We start from the raw sequence: 16809 nt of genomic DNA, 5'->3' as shown, positions 1-16809 counted from the left end.
CGATTCGCGTGGTAGCAACGTCTGTAGTAGCACGTACTGCTGGATCGCTGGATCTCGAGTACAAGAACCACGGCTCAATGGTCGACGGCATGTTGTTTGTTTTAAATAAACCGGCCCCCACAGAACCCCCCCCAACCCTCTTCGTCGGCAGCGCCAAATGTGTAAAAGAGACAGCCCCCTCGAACCCCGCCCCGCCGCGGGTAAAGCGCAGACAGACATCCAGCTGTTCGGCGCCCAGAACATGCACCGACCAGGCCTGCGCCCCGGCAAAGGCCGCGTGGCGGGACGAGGCCCGCGCCGGGCACCACAGCACCAGCGGCGGGTCTAGCGAGACGCTGGTAAAGCTGTTCACCGTCATCCCGACCGGCCCCTCCGGGCCGTCGGTCGTCACCACCGTGACGCCGGTGGCAAAGCGGCCCAGCGCCTCGCGGAACAGCCGCCCGGGTTCGCTTTCCGGGTGAAAGCTGATCGCATCGGCCAGCCGGTCGAGCGTCTCGGTCGGCAGCCGGGTCATGTCACGGCCCGCAGCTGCGGCGGCGCGGCGGGGTCGGCGAGCCCCGCGAGCAGCTCGGCATGCAGCGCCGGGTTGGCGACCACCAGCCCGGCGCTTTGCGGCATCACGCCGTTGAAGCGGAATGTCCCGCCGCTGCGGTCGGTCGCGGCGCAGCCGGCGCGTTCCGCGATCAGGCTGGCCGCAGCGATGTCCCAGTCCCAAGCCGGCCGCACCGACAGCGCCGCGTCGAACCGCCCCTCGGCCACCAGGCACAGCCGCCAGGCCAGCGACGGGCGGAACTCTCGCTGCACCGCGGGCACCTGCCCGCCGCGCCAGTGCTCGGGGGCCAGCGCCGATTTCGCGGTCAGCACCGTGGCGCCCGGCAGCCGCCCCGCGGCGGGGCGGATCGGGCGGCCGTCGCGGGTGGCGGGGCCGTCCGCGCTGGCCGCATAGGTCTGGCCGCGGGCCGGCAGGTGGACGACGCCGGCCACCGGGCGGCCAGCCTCGACCACGGCGATGCAGACGGCAAACCCCTCGTGCCCGTCGATGAAGGCCCGGGTGCCGTCGATCGGGTCGATCACGAAGACCCGGCGCGCCGACAGCCGGGCCGCATCGTCGGGGCTTTCCTCGCTGAGCCAGCCGTAATCGGGCCGGGCCGGCCGCAGCAGGGTTTCAAGCCGGGCGTTGACGGCAAGATCGGCCTCGGTCACCGGGCCGGCGCCGGCGTCCTTGTCCCAGCGCCGGTAGGCGCCGCGCCAGAAGCCCAGAGCGATCTGCCCGGCCTCGACCGCGGCGTCGCGGATCAGCGCGAGGTCAGCTTCCGGCAACGGTCATCCCCTCGACCAGCAGGCTGGGCACCCGATGGCTGCGCCAGTCGGGCAGGTCGTTCGCGGCGGTGATGCGCATCAGCATCTCGCGCAGGCTGCCGGCGATGGTGCATTCGTTGACCGGCCAGGCGATCTGGCCGTTCTCGACCCAGAATCCGGCCGCGCCGCGCGAGTAATCTCCGGTCGTCGGGTTGATCGACGCGCCCAGCATCGAGGTCACCACGAGGCCGCGCCCCATGTCGCGGATCAGATCGTCGCGGCTGGCGGTGCCGGGCGTCAGCGCCACGTTGGACACCCCCGGCGAGGGCGGCGCCGAAGTGCCCCGGACGGCGCTGGCGGTCGACTCCATCCCCAGCTTGCGCGCAGTGGCCAGGTCCAGCGTCCAGCCCTGCAGCACCCCGTCCGCCACGATCCGGCGTGCCGCGGTAGCCAAACCCTCGCCGTCGAAGGGGCGCGAGGCGGGATAGCGCGGCAGGCGCGGGTCCTCGGTCAGGTCGAAGCCCGCCGGCAGCACCGGCTGGCCCAGGTCGTTGCGCAGCCAGCTCGCCCCCCGCGCCACCGCGCTGCCGTTTACGGCCGACAGCAGATGCCCGATCAGCGTCGCCGCGACCCGTTCGTCATAAAGGATCGGGAAGGTCCCGGTCGGCGGCTTCCGCGCCCCCCGCCGCGCCACGGTGCGTTCGCCGGCCAAGCGGCCGATCTGTTCGGGCGGCGGCAGGTCCTCGGCCCAGACGCGGGATTCCGACGCCCAGTCGCGTTCCATCGCGGTGCCGTCGCCGGTGATCGCCACCGTGGAAATGCCGTGGCTGCTGCGGCCATAGCCGCCGGAAAAGCCGTTGCTGCCCGCCAGCCACAGCCGCCGGGTCATCGACGAAGCGCTGGCCGCCTCGGCGATGCGCACCCCCTCGACCCCCAGCGCCGCCGCCTCGGCCCGCAGCGCGAGGTCCAGCAGCAGGTCGGGTTCGGGCGCGGGCCGGCCGTCCTCGAGCTCCAGCCCGACGCCGTCGCGCAGGTCGGCCAGCTGGTCGGGCGCGGCGAGGCCGACGGCATCGTCCACCGGCGCCTCGCGGGCCATCGCGACGGCGCGCTGCGCCATCTCCTCGATGGTGCGGGTGCTGCGGTCGCTGGCGGACACGCAGGCCTGCCGGCCGCCGATCAGGACCCGCAGGCCGATCTCGACCCCCTCGGCGCGCTCGGCATGTTCCAGCGCGCCGGCGCGAACATCGACCGACAGCGCCTCGGCGGCGACGGCGACGGCGTCCGCCTCGGTCGCGCCGGCCTTGCGCGCGGCGCTGAGCAGCGCGTCGGTCAGGCGGGCAAGGTCGGAATCGTCGCGCAGGGTCATGCAAGCTCGCTTTGCCCGGAACCGGGCCAGAAAGGAAAAGGGGCCGACGACGCCGGCCCCTTTCGTGCTGTCCGTCAGGAAAGCGTGTTACTTCACCTGCTGGCCGTTGGCAAAGACCTGCCCGCCTTCCTTGAACTCGTATTCGCCGACCAGGGCGTCGCCGCCTTCCGGCGCGGCCTTGGTGAACATCGCCAGCATCATGCGGATGCCGGCCACCTGATCCTCGGGGACGAAGCCCATCTGCACGGCCTTGTCGATCAGCCCGTTCACCCCTTCCAGCCGCGCGTTCAGCTTGCCGACCGGCGCGTCGAGCGTCCCTCCCTCGGGCACGGTCAGCGCGCCCGAGACGTCCACCTTGGCGCCGACGGCGTCGAGTGCGAACTTGTTGATGGTGATCTCGGTCGGCTCGAAGGGCTGCGACATCTCGGGTGCGGCCTCTTCCGCAGTCGCGTCGCCCGCAGCCATGTCAGCCTCGCCAGCGGCAGCGGCAGCGTCGGTGTCGGCAGCAGCCGTATCGGTAGCGGCCGCATCGGTTTCGGCGGGGGCCGCATCGGCGTTGGCCGGGGCATCAGTTACAGCAGCGTCGGCGGTGTCGGTCTGGGCGTCAGCCGCCTCTTCCATCGCCTTCATGTTCGCCGGATCGAACAGGTCCATCGTGACCTTGGCAAGGCCAGTCACGTCAATGTCCACGCTGGCCGGGTCGCGCGGCAGCACCTTGGCGCCATCGAACAGATCCCAGACCCCGTCCGCGATGGTCAGGCCACCGAGCGAATAGGCGAACTTGAACGGCACAGGCGTGTCCGATTTCATGACCGGCATCTGCAGGTCAAAGGTCGTATTGGCCACCGAGTAGCTGAAGGGAAAGGGCAGGTCGCTCGCGGTCATCTCGAACGACGAGGCGTCGGAACCGCCCTGATAGCTCAAGCCATTGGCAGACATATTGGCGGTCAGATCGAACCCATCGAACTTGCCCGATCCCTTGGCGGTCTGGTCGGTGCCGGCCTCGTCCTTACCGGCATAGTCGAAATTGAACTGCCCGGCACCGGCCGACATCGTGCCGCCCATCGCCAACCCGGCCTTGAGCCCGGCATTGATGTCGTCGGCAATATCGCCGCCCTTGGGAATCGCGGCCTGGCCCGATCCCTTGATGGCGTCGATGCTGCCGGTAAAGGCAATCTTGCCCGGCATGTCGCCCGAGTTGTCCTCGAACGTGCCGTCGAAGGTCATCTTGTCGGCCGACAGGTTGGCATCGACCTTGATCAGGTCGCCATCCACCATGTGCTGCATGGACTTGACGTTGGTCAGCGCCACCGTCAGGGGGAACGGCTTTTCACCCTCATCCGGCACGACGATCGTGGTCAGCGCGCCGCTCAGTTCGCTGGCGGTGGTGTCATGCGTCATGTCGGCGGCACTGCCCGAGCTGACGATCTCGGCGTCCTTCATGACCACACTGCCGTTCATTGCGATCAGGTCGCCCTCGGCGTCCTTGAACTCGACCTTGAAAGGCGAGGTTTCGGCAAACGTGGTGCGCACCTTGCCGTCTCCGGTGCCGGTCAGGGTGACCTCGGGCAGGGTGAAGCTGACCGCGCCCTGGTCGTCGGGTGCCGCAAAGCTGACCGCCACATCCTTCAGCGAAAGCGTCTCGCCCGCTTCCTCGCGCGCGCCTTCGGTCACGGTATATCCGTTGGCCTTGTAGTAATCGACCCAGTTCTGCCACACCTCGGCGGGGGTGACATCGGCGAGGGCCGGGAATGCGAATGCGATCAGGGCAAAAGCAGAGCTTGTTGTCCGGAGAAACATCTGGATACCTTTCGGGTGCGTCGATCCAAGAAAACACGGTTTACGCAGCGTTACTTGCATATCCGCCCACAGCCGCCAAGGTAGCTTTTTGATCCGGTTCGACCACCCTTCAGACGGCCTGTTCACGATAACGTTGGACCGGCCGGACAAGGCGAATGCACTCACCCCCGAGATGATCGAGGCGCTGATCGCCGCCATCCGCACGGCGCTGGATGCAGGCGCGCGGGCGCTGGTCCTGACCGGGGCAGGCAAGGTGTTTTCCGCCGGCGCCGACCTGGACGCCGCACGCGCAGGGCTCGCGACCTCGCCCCTGTGGGAGGATCTGTCGGGCCTCATCGCAGACGCCCCGGCACTGACCATCGCGGCGCTGAACGGCACCGCGGCCGGGGGTGCGCTGGGGATGGTGCTGGCCTGCGACCTGCGGATCGCGGTGCCGTCGGCAACGATCTTCTATCCGGTGATGCGGCTCGGGTTCCTGCCGCAGCCCTCGGACCCGGCCCGGCTGGCGGCGCTGGCGGGCCCGTCGCGCGCGGCAATGGTCCTGATGGCGGGGCAGAAGATCGGGGCGGACGAGGCCCAAGCCTGGGGGCTGATCGACCGCATCGTCGCGCCCGAGGCGCTGGCCGACGCGGCTGCGGCGCTCGCGGCCGACGCACTCGCCGCGACGCCCGACCACGTCGCCGGGATCAAGCGGCTGATCCGGCGCTGAGGACCGCTAGGGCTTCGGCGGGTTGGGCCGGGTCACGACATAGGCGCCGACCAGCACCAGCACCGCCACCTGCAGCAGCCACCAGGGACGCGGCAGAAGGAAGAAGCTGACCGCCAGCCCCACCGCCATGCTGACCACCACGAAGGCCTTGACCCGCGGGTCGATGGCCCGGTGGTCAAGCCATTCGCGGATCTGGGGGCCAAAGATCCGATGCTCCATGATCCAGGCATGGAACCGTGGCGATGACCGGTTGAAGCCGTAGGTCGCCACGATCAGGAACGGGACGGTGGGCATGATCGGCATGACGGTGCCGACGATTGCCAGCCCCAGCCCTGCAAACCCCACGAACCACCAGAACCACGTCCGCATCTCGCGCATGTCAGTAGCGGTAATGCTCCGACTTGAACGGGCCTTCCACCGGGACACCGATATAGTCGGCCTGGTCCTTGCGCAGCTCGGTCAGCTTGACGCCGATCTTGTCCAGATGCAGCCGGGCGACCTTTTCATCCAGCGCCTTGGGCAGGATGTAGACGCCGGGCTGGTACTCGTCGCCCTTGGTGAACAGCTCGATCTGCGCCAGCACCTGGTTGGTGAAGCTGGCAGACATCACGAAGGACGGGTGCCCGGTGGCGTTGCCGAGGTTCAGCAGGCGGCCCTGGCTCAGCAGGATGATGCGGCTGCCCGAGGGCATCTCGATCATGTCCACCTGGTCCTTGATGTTGGTCCACTTGTGGTTCTTCAGCGCCGCGACCTGAATTTCGTTGTCGAAATGGCCGATGTTGCCGACGATCGCCATGTCCTTCATCTCGCGCATGTGCTCGATGCGGATCACGTCCTTGTTGCCGGTGGTGGTGACGAAGATGTCGGCGGTCGCGGCGACGTCGTCCAACGTCACGACCTCGAACCCGTCCATCGCCGCCTGCAGGGCGCAGATCGGGTCGATCTCGGTGACCTTCACCCGGGCGCCAGCGCCGCGCAAGCTGGCGGCCGAGCCCTTGCCCACGTCGCCATAGCCGCAGACGACGGCGACCTTGCCGGCCATCATCGTGTCGGTGGCGCGGCGGATGCCGTCCACGAGCGATTCCTTGCAGCCATACTTGTTGTCGAACTTGGACTTGGTGACGCTGTCGTTCACGTTGATCGCCGGGAACGGCAGCAGCCCCTGCTTGTGCAGGTCATACAGGCGGTGGACGCCGGTGGTGGTTTCCTCGGACACGCCCTTGATCGCGTCCCGCTGCCTAGCGAACCAGCCGGAAGTCTCGGCCATGCGCTTGCGGATCTGCGCGAACAGCGCCTCTTCCTCTTCGGACTGGGGGTTCGCGATCAGGTCGGACTCGCCGGCCTCGACCCGCGCGCCCATCAGGATGTACAGCGTCGCATCGCCGCCATCGTCCAGGATCATGTTCGCCGTGCCTTCGGGGAACTGGAAGATCTTGTCGGTATAGGCCCAGTATTCCGGCAGCGTCTCGCCCTTGATGGCAAAGACCGGGATGCCGGCGGCGGCGATCGCCGCGGCGGCGTGGTCCTGGGTCGAATAGATGTTGCACGACGCCCAGCGCACGTCGGCGCCCAGCGCGACCAGCGTCTCGATCAGCACGGCGGTCTGGATGGTCATGTGCAGCGACCCGGCGATGCGGGCGCCGGCGAGCGGCTTGGCCGCGCCGTATTCTTCCCGCAGCGCCATCAGGCCGGGCATCTCGGTTTCGGCGATGTCGAGTTCCTTGCGGCCGAAATCGGCCAGCGTGATGTCACGGACAAGATAGTCCTGGGCAGGAGCGGTCGAAGCGGCGGTCATCGTGGCCTCATGGAAGAATAGCTTTAGGGGCGGCCTTGTCACAGGCCGCCCCGGAAGGCAACGAGAACTCTCGAAAGGTCAGCTGAGCCCGACCTTGGAATAGAAGGTCGTCGGGTCGGTCCCGTCCTGGTAGCCGATCCCCGAGGCGATGACGCACTGGGTGTTGTCGGCGCGATCCAGGATCACCGTCCAGGTGCCCATCATGTCCGACCCCCACAGCTGCGTGCCATCGGCGCGGCGGGTGACCAGGCTTTCGTCGAATTCCGACGCGAGCGCCGAGCGCACGACGCCCGACTGGTCGCACCAGGTCTGATCCCCGTCCGCCTCGGTCGCCACCGGCAGAGTCCGTGCCAGTTCCATCACCGCCGGACCCGACAGACCCGCGACCGCGGTCCAGCCCTTGACCGGGGTGCCCGCCACGGGTGCGGGCTCGACCGCCGACTGCGCCGCCGTGACGGACAGCGCGGCGGCAGCGACGGCGGTGACGAGGGCGAGGCGGATCGGGCGCATCTGAGGTGACCTTTTGGCTCTTGACTTCGGGCTTTGCAGCGATTGCTGCGTCGCAGGGACAACCCGCCGGCCGCGGCGCAGTTCCGCGCATTCGGCGGGACAGCCGCTTGAGATTCCCGTGAATCGGCGGTTCCGCCCCCGGGGGACCATCCGCTTCGCACCTGAAATCGCAGCGCAATTGCGGTTCTGCGCCGGCTGCCACGGGTTGCCGAAAAAAAACCCGCGCCGCCCCGCCACGGGTAGCATTCGGACGCCTGTCCTGCGACACTGAGCGGCAAAACAAGATCGGCAGCGCGGCAGCGGGCGGGGCAGAATGGCGAACTGGTGGACCACGGGGGTCGCGGCAGCGGCGGCTGGCTGTCTTGTCACGGCTCCGCTGGGGGCACAGACGGGTGCGCCGACAGAAGCGCAGACGGAGGTCGCGCCCGCGACGCAGCACCGCTCGGGCAGTTCGGGATCGGCCGGGTCAGGTTCAGCCGGGTCGGGTTCAGCCGGGTCGGGTTCAGCTGGGTCGGGCAGCGCATCGTCCGCCTCGTCGCCATTCGCGCGGTTCTTCGGCGGCGGCGACCGGGTCGCCAACTCGCCCGTCGATCTGCAATTCCGCGTCGCGGGAGGGGATGCCGCGCTGGAACGGCGGCTGCGCAACGTCTCGCTGCTGACCGGGGCGCTGGCCGAGGGGCGGACCTCCGGCCAGGACGTGCTGGCCGCCGCCCGGGCCGATTATGCCCGCCTGCTCGGCGCGCTCTATGACGAAGGGCTTTATGACGCGATCATCGACATCCGGCTGGACGGGGTCGAGGCGGCGGGCATCGCCCCGCTGGACGCACCGGCCTTCGTCCGCCAGGTGGTCGTCGGCATCGATCCGGGCAGCGTCTTTCGCTATTCGCGCGCCGACATCGCCCCGCTCGCCCCCGAAACCGACCTGCCCAAGGATTACCGCCGCGGCGGGATCGCCCGCACCTCGGACATGAAATCCGCCGCCCGCGCGGGGGTGACCGGCTGGAAGGATTACGGCCACGCCAAGGCCGATGTGGGGTCCACCGACATCGTCGCCGACCATGAACTGCACAGCGTCGACAGCCGGATCACCCTGATCCCCGGCCCGCTGGTCCGCTTTGGCCGGCTGACCGCCACCGGCAACCAGCGCCTCTCCACCCGCCGCCTGCTCAAGATCGCGGGCTTCCCCGAGGGCGAACGCTACGACCCCGAGAAGCTCGAGGAGGTCCGCAAGCGCCTGCGCCGGTCCGGCGTCTTTTCCGCGATCACCCTCGAGGAGGCCGAGTTCCTCGGCCCCGGCGACACGCTGGACGTCAAGCTGACCGTGATCGAACAGAAGCTGCGCCGCATCGGCGGCGGCTTCGAGATCTCCAGCGTCGATGGGGCCAAGGTCACCGGCTACTGGCTGCATCGCAACCTGCTGGGCGGGGGCGAGCGGCTGCGGGTGGATGGCGAGCTGAAGGACATCGGCTCGGGCACCTCGGGGCGCGACTACAAGCTGGGGGTGCGGCTGGACCGCCCGGCGACGATCCAGCCCGACATCACCGCCTTTGTCGAACTGCGGGCCGAGCGGCTGCGCGAGGAAGACTATGACCTCGACCTGGGCGTGCTGGGCTTTGGCCTGACCTGGCTGCCCAGCGACCGGCTGACCGCGGAAACCCGGCTGGAATACCGCCGCTCGCGGGTGACCGACGACAGCGGCACCACCGATTTCACGGTGCTGGCGCTGCCCACCACCGTGACGCTGGACCGCCGCGAGGACGAGGTGAACGACGCCAAGCGCGGCTATTGGCTGAACGGCACCGTGACGCCGTTCTATGGGCTGGACGAGACCGGCAGCGGCGTGCGGCTGGTCGGCGAGGGGCGGGCCTATCGCAGCTTCGGGCTGGACGACCGCATCACCCTGGCCGGGCGGGCGCGGGCCGGGTCGATCTGGGGATCCGACATCTCGGACACCCCGCGCGACTATCTGTTCTATTCCGGCGGCGGCGGATCGGTCCGCGGCCAACCCTTTGAATCGCTGGGCGTCAACGTCATCCAGGGGCCCGAAGGCCCGGTCAAGACCGGCGGGATGAGCGTCGCCAACGTGACCGGAGAGGTCCGGTTCCAGGTCCGCGACAAGATCGGCGTCGCGGCCTTTGCCGACGCCGGCCGGGTCTGGGCGGAAAGCGGCTTTGCCGGCCAGACCGACTGGCACGCCGGGGCCGGCGTGGGGGTGCGCTACAAGACCCCGATCGGGCCGATCCGCCTTGACGTTGCCGGCCCCGTCGGCGGCGACACCGGCGAGGGCGTGCAGCTGTATCTTGGACTGGGGCAGGCCTTCTGATGAAACGCATCCTTCTCGCCCTGCCCCTTGCCCTGTCGCTGGCCCTTGGCCTGGCGCTGGCTCCTGCCGCCGCCCAGGACGCCCCGCCTGAACCCGCGCCGCCAGTCGCCGCCCCCGCCACCGGCGCGGTCGACAAGGACATCGCCGAACAGGCGGCCGAGGTCTCGGCCGAAGTCGAGGACGACAAGGGCTTCATCACCCGGTTCCTGGAACGCAACCTGTCCGGCGCCGGCCGGCAGGTCATCATCACGGGCTTCCAGGGCGCGCTGTCCTCGCGCGCGACCTTCACCGAGATGACCATCGCCGATGCCGACGGCGTCTGGATCACGCTCAAGAACGGCGCCATCCAGTGGGACCGCTCGGCGCTGTTCGCGCGGCGCGTCGACATCACCGAACTGTCCGCCGCGGAAATCCTGCTGCCGCGCCTGCCCGACAGCGGCGAGCCGCAGCGCAAGGCCGAGGTCCGCGACTTTGCCCTGCCGACCCTGCCCGTCGCGGTGAACATCGCCCGTATCAAGGCCGATCGCGTCGAGATCGGTGAGCCGGTGATCGGCGAGGCCGCGGTGGTGTCCATCGACGGCTCGATGAACCTCGCCGGCGGCGAGGGCACGACCCGGCTGGCGATCAACCGCGTGGACGGCAAGCGCGGAGTCTTCGCGGTCGATGCGGCCTATTCCAACGCCACCACCAACCTCAAGCTGGACGTGACGCTGGACGAGGACCGCGGCGGCATCTTTGCCAACATCGTCAAGCTGCATGACCGCCCCGCCGTCCGGGCCGAGATCAAGGGCGAGGGGCTGCTCAAGGATTTTGCCGCCGATATCCGGCTGGCGACCGACGGGGTGGACCGGGTCACCGGCCGCGCCTCGGCCCGCGCCCAGGCGGGGGATGACGGCTCCCCCGGCACCGGATTCCGGCTGGAACTGGCGGGGGACGTCGCCAGCCTGCTGCCGCCCGACAACCGGGACTTCTTCGGCGCCAGCTCCAAGCTGCTGGCCGAGGGCTGGCGCGGGCAGAACGGCCGGCTGTCGGTGCCGGCGCTGCTGATCGACACCGAGGCGCTGAACCTCACCGGGTCGGTCACCACCAACGACAAGGGCGCGCCGCAGTCGCTGGTCGTGCTGATGACGCTGGGCGAGGATGCCGGCGCGACCACCCTGCCCGTCCGCCTGCCCTTCGGCGGCGAGCCGACCGACGTGCGCTCGGGCAGCCTGCAGATCAGCTATGACGCCAGCAAGGGCGACGGCTGGACCGTCGCCGGCCGGATCGGCGACATCGAACAGAACGGCAACCGCATCGGCGCGCTGACCCTGCGCGGCGACGGCACGGTGCGGCTGACCGACGGCGATCTGGACCAGGTGCTGGGCCGGTTGTCCTTTGGCGCCGACGGGCTGGCGCTGAAGGATGCCGGGCTGCAGCAGGCTCTGGGCACCACGATCACCGGCGAATCGGGCTTTGACCTGACCCCGGGCAATGCGCTCGAGCTGTCGGACTTCACCCTGGGCGGGCAGGATTACGGGCTGTTCGGCACCATCCTCGTGGACGGGCTGCGGTCGGGGATCACCCTGTCGGGCGAACTCGACGCGGCCTATGAGCGGCTGGAACACCTGTCCACCCTGGCCGGGCGGCCGCTCACCGGCCAGGCCAGCGCCACCATCACCGGGCTTTACACCGTGCTGACCCGCGGCTTCGACGCCGAGGCGCAGGTGACCGGGACCGACATCACCGTGGACCAACCCCAGCTGGACCGCCTGCTGGACGGCGAATCCACCATCACCGCCAGCGCCCGGCGCGACGAGAAGGGGATCGAGATCCGCGACCTGACCGTCGACGCGAGCCGCCTGACCGCCGCCGCGCGGGGGCTGATTTCCAGCAGCTCGACGGATCTCAAGGCCGACCTGCGGCTGTCGAGCCTGACCGACGCCGACCCCGCCATGTCGGGGTCGCTGGTGGCCGAGGCCGCGGTGACCGGCGCGGCGGGGTCGCGGCGCGTGACCGTGTCGGGCGAGGCGACCGACCTGGAAATCGGCATCGACCAGCTGGACGCGGCGCTGAAGGGCCGCACGAACCTGACCGCCATCGCCCAGGAAAAGGACGGCAGCTTCGTCGTCGACACGCTGCGCATCGGTAACCCCCAGCTGACCGCCAACGGCAAGGGCAGCTTTGCCGCCGGCGCGCTGGACGCGACGCTGGAGCTGGAGGTCCCCGACCTCGGCGCGCTGCAGCCCGGCATGTCGGGGTCCGTCACCGCCACCGCGACGGCCACCGAACAGGACGGCGTCCGCCGGATCGAGGCGACCGGCACCGGCCAGGACCTGCGGCTGGGCCAGCAGGACGTGGACGGGGCGCTGACCGGGACCACCGATTTCCGCCTGTCGGCCGAACAGCAGGGCGACCGGATCACCGTGCGCGACCTGCGGCTGACCAACGAACAGATGGCGGCGCATGTCGAAGGCGTGCTGGCCCAGACCGGCACCGACCTGACCGCCACCGCCGACATCAGGTCGCTGGCGGCCTTCGGGCGCGGCTGGCGCGGGGCGCTGCGGCTGGATGGCAGCATGACCGACGACGGATCGGGCGCGCGGGTGCTGGCGCTGGACGGGACCGGCCAGGACCTGTCGCTGGGGCAGAGCAACGTCGACGGCATGCTGGGCGGCGAGACCCGGCTGACCGTGCGCGGCACCGAACGCGACGGCGTCCTGACCATCGAGCGGGCGGTGATCGACAACCCCCGCGCCCAGGCCGACGTGAGCGGCACCATCGGCGGCGGCAAGACCGACGTGACGGGCAAGGTCGATCTGGCCGACCTGTCGGCGCTGGGGCTGGGGCTGCGCGGCGCGCTGGCCGCCACCGGCAGCTTTGCCGATGACGGCACCGGCGTCCGGCGGCTGGCGGTGGACGGCACCGCGACCGATCTGGCGATGGGACAGGCGCAGGCCGATGCGGCGCTGGCGGGGGCGACCCGGCTGACCATCCGCGGCAGCGAACGGAACGGCGTGCTGACCATCGAGGAAGCCGCGGCCGACAACGCCCGGCTCAGCGCCCGCGCCCAGGGCACCATCGGCAAGGGCAGCACCGACCTGACCGGGCAGCTGCGCGCCGACAGCCTCGCCTTTCTGGGCAACGGCATCGGCGGCGCGGTGAGTGCCTCGGGGCGGCTGGTCGATCAGGGCAACGGCCGCCGGATCACCGCCGACGGCACCGCGAGCGGGCTGCGGATCGGCAATGCCAAGGTGGATCCGCTGCTGGGCGGGCAGACGCGGTTCGACCTGGCCGCCCTGCAGGCCCGCGACGGCACCGTATCGATCGAGCGGCTGAACGCCCAGAATGGCCAGCTGCGCATCGCCGCCGATGGCAGCGCTGCGGCGGGGCTGAACGTGGATGCCGCGCTGTCCGATCTGGCGCTGCTGGTCCCGGGCCTGCCCGGCCCCGCCACCGTCGCCGGCGCCATCCGGCAGGGGGCGACGGTCTATGACCTGAACCTGAACGCGACCGCGCCTGGCGGAACGCGGGCGGCGATCGCCGGCACCGCGGCGCGGGACTTCTCGACCGCCGACATCCGCGTGTCGGGGGTCAGCGACGCCGCGCTGGCGAACCCGCTGCTGCGGGTGCGTTCGGTCGAGGGGCCGGTCGAGTTCGACCTGCGCCTGAACGGGCGCCCGGCGCTGGAAAACCTGACCGGTCGCATCAGCCTGCCCAACGCACGGCTGTCCGATCCCAAGCTGGGGCTGCGGGTGGAAAACCTGAACGGCACCGCCGATCTGAATGGCGGGCTGATCCAGGTGAACGCCACCGGCGAGGTCGCCGGCGGCGGGCGGGTGACGGTGACCGGCCCGGTCGACCTGCGCAACGGCACCAACCTGGACCTGACGGCACGGCTGGACGGCGTCGTGCTGCGCGACCCCAACCTGTACGAGACGGTCGTGGACGGCCAAGTCTCGATTTCCGGCGATCCGGCGCTGGGGCCGCTGGTGACCGGCACGCTGAACCTCGGCGAAACCGAGATCCGCATCCCGGCCACCGGCATGGGCGGGGCGCAGGCGATCCCCGACATGGTCCACCTGAAGGACCGGCCCCCGGTCCGGGCGACGCGGGCCAAGGCCGGGCTGCTGCCCTTCCCCTCGGCCGACAGCGCCATCGCCGGCATGCGCAGCCCCCCCGCCACGCCGCCGGTCAACCCGGCGCGGCTGGACGTGACGATCAACGCCCCGAACCAGGTCTTTGTCCGCGGCCGCGGCATCGACGCCGAACTGGGCGGCCAGATCCGCATCACCGGTAATGCCCGGAACATGATCCCGGTGGGCCAGCTGGAGCTGATCCGCGGCCGCGTCGACCTGCTGGGCAAGCGCTTCGACATGACCGAGGGGCTGATCGAGCTGCAGGGCAGCCTGATCCCGGTGCTGCGGCTGGTGGCCGAGACCCAGCAGGACGAGATCCTGACCCGCATCATCATCGACGGCGAGGTGCGCGACCCCGAGATCCGGTTTGAATCCGTGCCCGAACTGCCCGAGGAGGAGGTGCTGTCGCATCTGCTGTTCGGGCGCGGGCTGGACAGCATCTCGGCCCTGCAGGCGGCGCAGCTGGCGAACGCCGTCGCGGTGCTGGCCGGCCGCGGCAGCGAGGGGATCGTGTCGGGCCTGCGCGATTCGGTCGGGCTGGACGATCTGGACCTGGCCACCGACGACGAGGGCAACGTCTCGGTCCGGGCCGGCAAGTATCTGACCCGCAACGTCTATTCGGATGTCTCGGTGGATGCGGACGGCAAGTCGCGGATCAACCTCAACCTCGACGTGAACGATGCCATCACCGCGCGCGGATCGGTTGCCAGCGACGGCGAAAGCACCATCGGGGTGTTTTACGAAAAGGACTACTGAGCGGGGCAGAACCCGCCGCAGGAAACCGCGGCGGGTTCCTTGCGATGCGGCGATCGGGAGGAAATTGATCGCCCACCGCTGCCGACCGCGACCTCATGCGAGCGGCGTTGCGTCTTGGCCCAAAAACGGGCCGTGACCTTGATAATTCTAAAAAATCGGTTCTCGTTGAACGTGGTCCTTTCGCAACGTCCGTGCCACGGTTGCAGCCAAATGGCCGCAGCCCCATTACAGCACGACTCGGGACGTCACGTAAATGTCCAATTTGTATGGCGCGCAGTTTGCGCGGCGATATCCCTGCATCACCCGTCCCGAGACCGACCCGTTTCCAACCGCGCTTCGCCTCTGGATTGCGCCGAAACCGGCACATCCCGGCGATTGCAGGCAACCGCGCGGCCGGGCCGGGGGAAAACCGCCGCACGTCCTAGATCAACCCAGCGATTTCTTGCAGGAAACTGACGCTTTGATTAATCACGCTGAAACATCGCATGTTCGGGGCGGGAAGGTTTGAAACGCCGTAGCTTTCTTGGGTCTGTGACCGCCGTTCTCGCCGGGGGCACCCTGTCCGCGGGGACGGTGCCTGCGCGGCTGTGGGCGCAGGCACCGCCGGTCGCCGACTCGGGTCCGGCCGCCCCTGCCGCAGCGGCGCCCTTCGGGTTCGAGGACGTCGCCCGCATTGCCGCCGATCTGGCCCGCGCGGCCTATGTCGCCCCGGATTCCCGCCTGCAGGCGCCCTTCGCGGACCTGGGCTATGACGCCTATCGCGGCATCCGGTTCCGGCGCGAGGCCGATCCCTGGGCCGCCGTGGACGGGTTCGGGCTGGACCTGCTGGCCCCGGGGATGCTGTTCACCGATCCGGTCCGCATCAACCTGGTCGAAGAGGGCGTGGTGCGGAACCTGCCCTTCGATCCATCGGTCTTCGAATATCACCCCAACTCGTTCCCGCCCGATGCCGGCCAGACGCCGCCCGGCAACATGGGCTGGTCGGGGTTCCGGCTGCGGACGGTCCTCAACCGCCCCGGCGTGCTGGACGAATTGGCCGTGTTCCAGGGCGCGAGCTATTTCCGCGTCCTCGGCCGCGGCAACCGCTATGGGCTGTCGGCGCGGGGTCTTGCCATCGGCACCGGCAGCGCCGCGGGCGAAGAGTTCCCGGCCTTCCGTGAATTCTGGATCCACAGCCCCACCGATGGCGCGGTGACGATCCACGCGCTGCTGGACAGCCCCTCGGTCGCCGGCGCCTTCCAGTTCGTGCTGACGCCCGGCGACACGACGGTGGTGGCGACGCGGGTGGCGCTGTTCCCGCGCCGCGACCTGGCCGAGGTCGGGATCGCGCCCCTCACCTCGATGTTCTGGTTCGGCCCCGGCGATCGAGGCAATTTCGACGATTACCGCCCCGCGGTCCATGACAGCGACGGGCTCGAGATGGTGACCGGCGGCGGCGAGCATCTGTGGCGGGCGCTATCCAACCCGCGGACGCTGCAGATTTCGGCCTTCGCGGACCGCGACCCGCGGGGCTTCGGACTGATGCAGCGCCGCCGCGACTTTGCCGACTACCAGGACGCCGAGGCGAGTTATGAGCTGCGCCCCTCGGGCTGGGTCAGGCCGCGGGGGGAATGGGGCGAGGGCACCGTGGTGCTGGTGGAAATCCCCGTCACCAACGAGTTTCACGACAACATCGTCAGCTACTGGCAGCCGGCGCAGCCGCTGGCGGCCGGGATGCGCCACGATTATGCCTATGACCTGGGCTTCGGCATGGCGCCGGGCGATGAATACCCGGTCGCCCGCGTCGTCCAGTCGCGGTCGGGCGAAGCGATCAACGCGCCCGGCGCGCGCAGCTTCTTCGTCGATTTCGACCTGGAGCTGTTCGAGGGACAGGCCGACCCGGTCGCGGTGGTCTCGGCCTCGGCCGGGCGGATCGAACATCCCTATGTCATCCGCCTGCCGCAGGCCGGGGTGATGCGGCTGTCCTTCCAGTTCGACCCCGAACGTGCCGATCTGGCCGAGCTGTCGGCGCGGCTGGAAAGCGGCGACACGCGGATGTCGGAAACCTGGCTGTACCGCTGGAGCAGGGGGTAGCGCGCGGTGAACGATCCCCAGCCTGCGCCGCCGCGCGGCGACAGCGCCCCTGCCGCCGGG

11 protein-coding genes are annotated in these 16809 nt (G+C 69.8%); 4 read left to right on the top strand and 7 right to left on the bottom strand.

Going from position 1 to position 16809, the window contains the following annotated elements; genetic code table 11:
* The 4 genes from IC63_RS13640 to IC63_RS13625 all read right to left on the bottom strand — a co-directional run.
* A partial coding sequence (locus IC63_RS13640; protein WP_198026332.1) for a flavin reductase family protein occupies nucleotides 1-514 on the bottom strand: 514 nt, incomplete at its 3' end.
* Nucleotides 511-1320: a 3'(2'),5'-bisphosphate nucleotidase CysQ gene (locus IC63_RS13635; protein ID WP_036721170.1), complete on the bottom strand. Its 810-nt coding sequence runs from the start codon at nucleotides 1318-1320 to the stop codon at nucleotides 511-513. The genes IC63_RS13635 and IC63_RS13640, both read right to left, overlap by 4 nt.
* On the bottom strand, nucleotides 1307-2665 hold the full coding sequence (locus IC63_RS13630; RefSeq protein WP_052042245.1) for a TldD/PmbA family protein: 1359 nt from the start codon (nucleotides 2663-2665) through the stop codon (nucleotides 1307-1309). Before IC63_RS13630 ends, IC63_RS13635 begins: the two co-directional genes overlap by 14 nt.
* Nucleotides 2666-2752: 87 nt before the next feature.
* Nucleotides 2753-4465, bottom strand: coding sequence for a DUF2125 domain-containing protein (locus IC63_RS13625; RefSeq protein WP_036721168.1), 1713 nt, complete (start codon nucleotides 4463-4465; stop codon nucleotides 2753-2755).
* A gap of 88 nt (nucleotides 4466-4553) precedes the next feature.
* Here IC63_RS13625 and IC63_RS13620 point away from each other — a divergent pair, with 88 nt between their 5' ends.
* Complete coding sequence (locus IC63_RS13620) at nucleotides 4554-5174, top strand: enoyl-CoA hydratase/isomerase family protein (protein ID WP_084115906.1); 621 nt, start codon at nucleotides 4554-4556, stop codon at nucleotides 5172-5174.
* A 6-nt stretch (nucleotides 5175-5180) separates the two neighbouring features.
* Here IC63_RS13620 and IC63_RS13615 read toward each other — a convergent pair whose 3' ends face one another.
* From IC63_RS13615 to IC63_RS13605, 3 genes are all read right to left on the bottom strand, one after another.
* On the bottom strand, nucleotides 5181-5552 hold the full coding sequence (locus IC63_RS13615; protein ID WP_036721166.1) for a YbaN family protein: 372 nt from the start codon (nucleotides 5550-5552) through the stop codon (nucleotides 5181-5183).
* A 1-nt stretch (nucleotide 5553) separates the two neighbouring features.
* Complete coding sequence (ahcY, locus tag IC63_RS13610; protein ID WP_036721163.1) at nucleotides 5554-6969, bottom strand: adenosylhomocysteinase; 1416 nt, start codon at nucleotides 6967-6969, stop codon at nucleotides 5554-5556.
* Between the two features lie 78 nt (nucleotides 6970-7047).
* Nucleotides 7048-7479, bottom strand: coding sequence for a hypothetical protein (locus tag IC63_RS13605; protein WP_036721161.1), 432 nt, complete (start codon nucleotides 7477-7479; stop codon nucleotides 7048-7050).
* 313 nt (nucleotides 7480-7792) lie between these two features.
* On the opposite strand from IC63_RS13605, the gene IC63_RS13600 reads away from it, so the two are divergent.
* The 3 genes from IC63_RS13600 to IC63_RS13590 all read left to right on the top strand — a co-directional run bounded on the left by IC63_RS13600 (nucleotide 7793) and on the right by IC63_RS13590 (nucleotide 16749).
* Complete coding sequence (locus IC63_RS13600) at nucleotides 7793-9802, top strand: autotransporter assembly complex protein TamA (protein WP_084115904.1); 2010 nt, start codon at nucleotides 7793-7795, stop codon at nucleotides 9800-9802.
* Entirely contained in the window at nucleotides 9802-14676 is a 4875-nt protein-coding gene (locus IC63_RS13595; RefSeq protein ID WP_036721158.1) for a translocation/assembly module TamB domain-containing protein, read from the top strand. Before IC63_RS13600 ends, IC63_RS13595 begins: the two co-directional genes overlap by 1 nt.
* 531 nt (nucleotides 14677-15207) lie before the next feature.
* Nucleotides 15208-16749, top strand: a complete 1542-nt coding sequence (locus IC63_RS13590) for a glucan biosynthesis protein (protein ID WP_232222618.1) — start codon at nucleotides 15208-15210, stop codon at nucleotides 16747-16749.
* Nucleotides 16750-16809: the final 60 nt, after the last annotated feature.

Origin of the sequence: Paracoccus sphaerophysae (assembly GCF_000763805.1) — a bacterium.
Lineage (GTDB): Bacteria > Pseudomonadota > Alphaproteobacteria > Rhodobacterales > Rhodobacteraceae > Paracoccus > Paracoccus sphaerophysae.
Note: the sequence above shows the minus strand (reverse complement) of the source record. Positions and strands in the feature narration are given on the sequence as shown.

Excerpts from the sequence above, each read along its gene's own strand:
- IC63_RS13615 (WP_036721166.1), bottom strand. The coding sequence starts at position 5,552 with ATGCGCGAGATGCGGACGTGGTTCTGGTGGTTCGTGGGGTTTGCAGGG.
- IC63_RS13595 (WP_036721158.1), top strand. The coding sequence starts at position 9,802 with ATGAAACGCATCCTTCTCGCCCTGCCCCTTGCCCTGTCGCTGGCCCTT.
- IC63_RS13625 (WP_036721168.1), bottom strand. The coding sequence starts at position 4,465 with ATGTTTCTCCGGACAACAAGCTCTGCTTTTGCCCTGATCGCATTCGCA.
- ahcY (WP_036721163.1), bottom strand. The coding sequence starts at position 6,969 with ATGACCGCCGCTTCGACCGCTCCTGCCCAGGACTATCTTGTCCGTGAC.
- IC63_RS13600 (WP_084115904.1), top strand. The coding sequence starts at position 7,793 with ATGGCGAACTGGTGGACCACGGGGGTCGCGGCAGCGGCGGCTGGCTGT.
- IC63_RS13605 (WP_036721161.1), bottom strand. The coding sequence starts at position 7,479 with ATGCGCCCGATCCGCCTCGCCCTCGTCACCGCCGTCGCTGCCGCCGCG.
- IC63_RS13630 (WP_052042245.1), bottom strand. The coding sequence starts at position 2,665 with ATGACCCTGCGCGACGATTCCGACCTTGCCCGCCTGACCGACGCGCTG.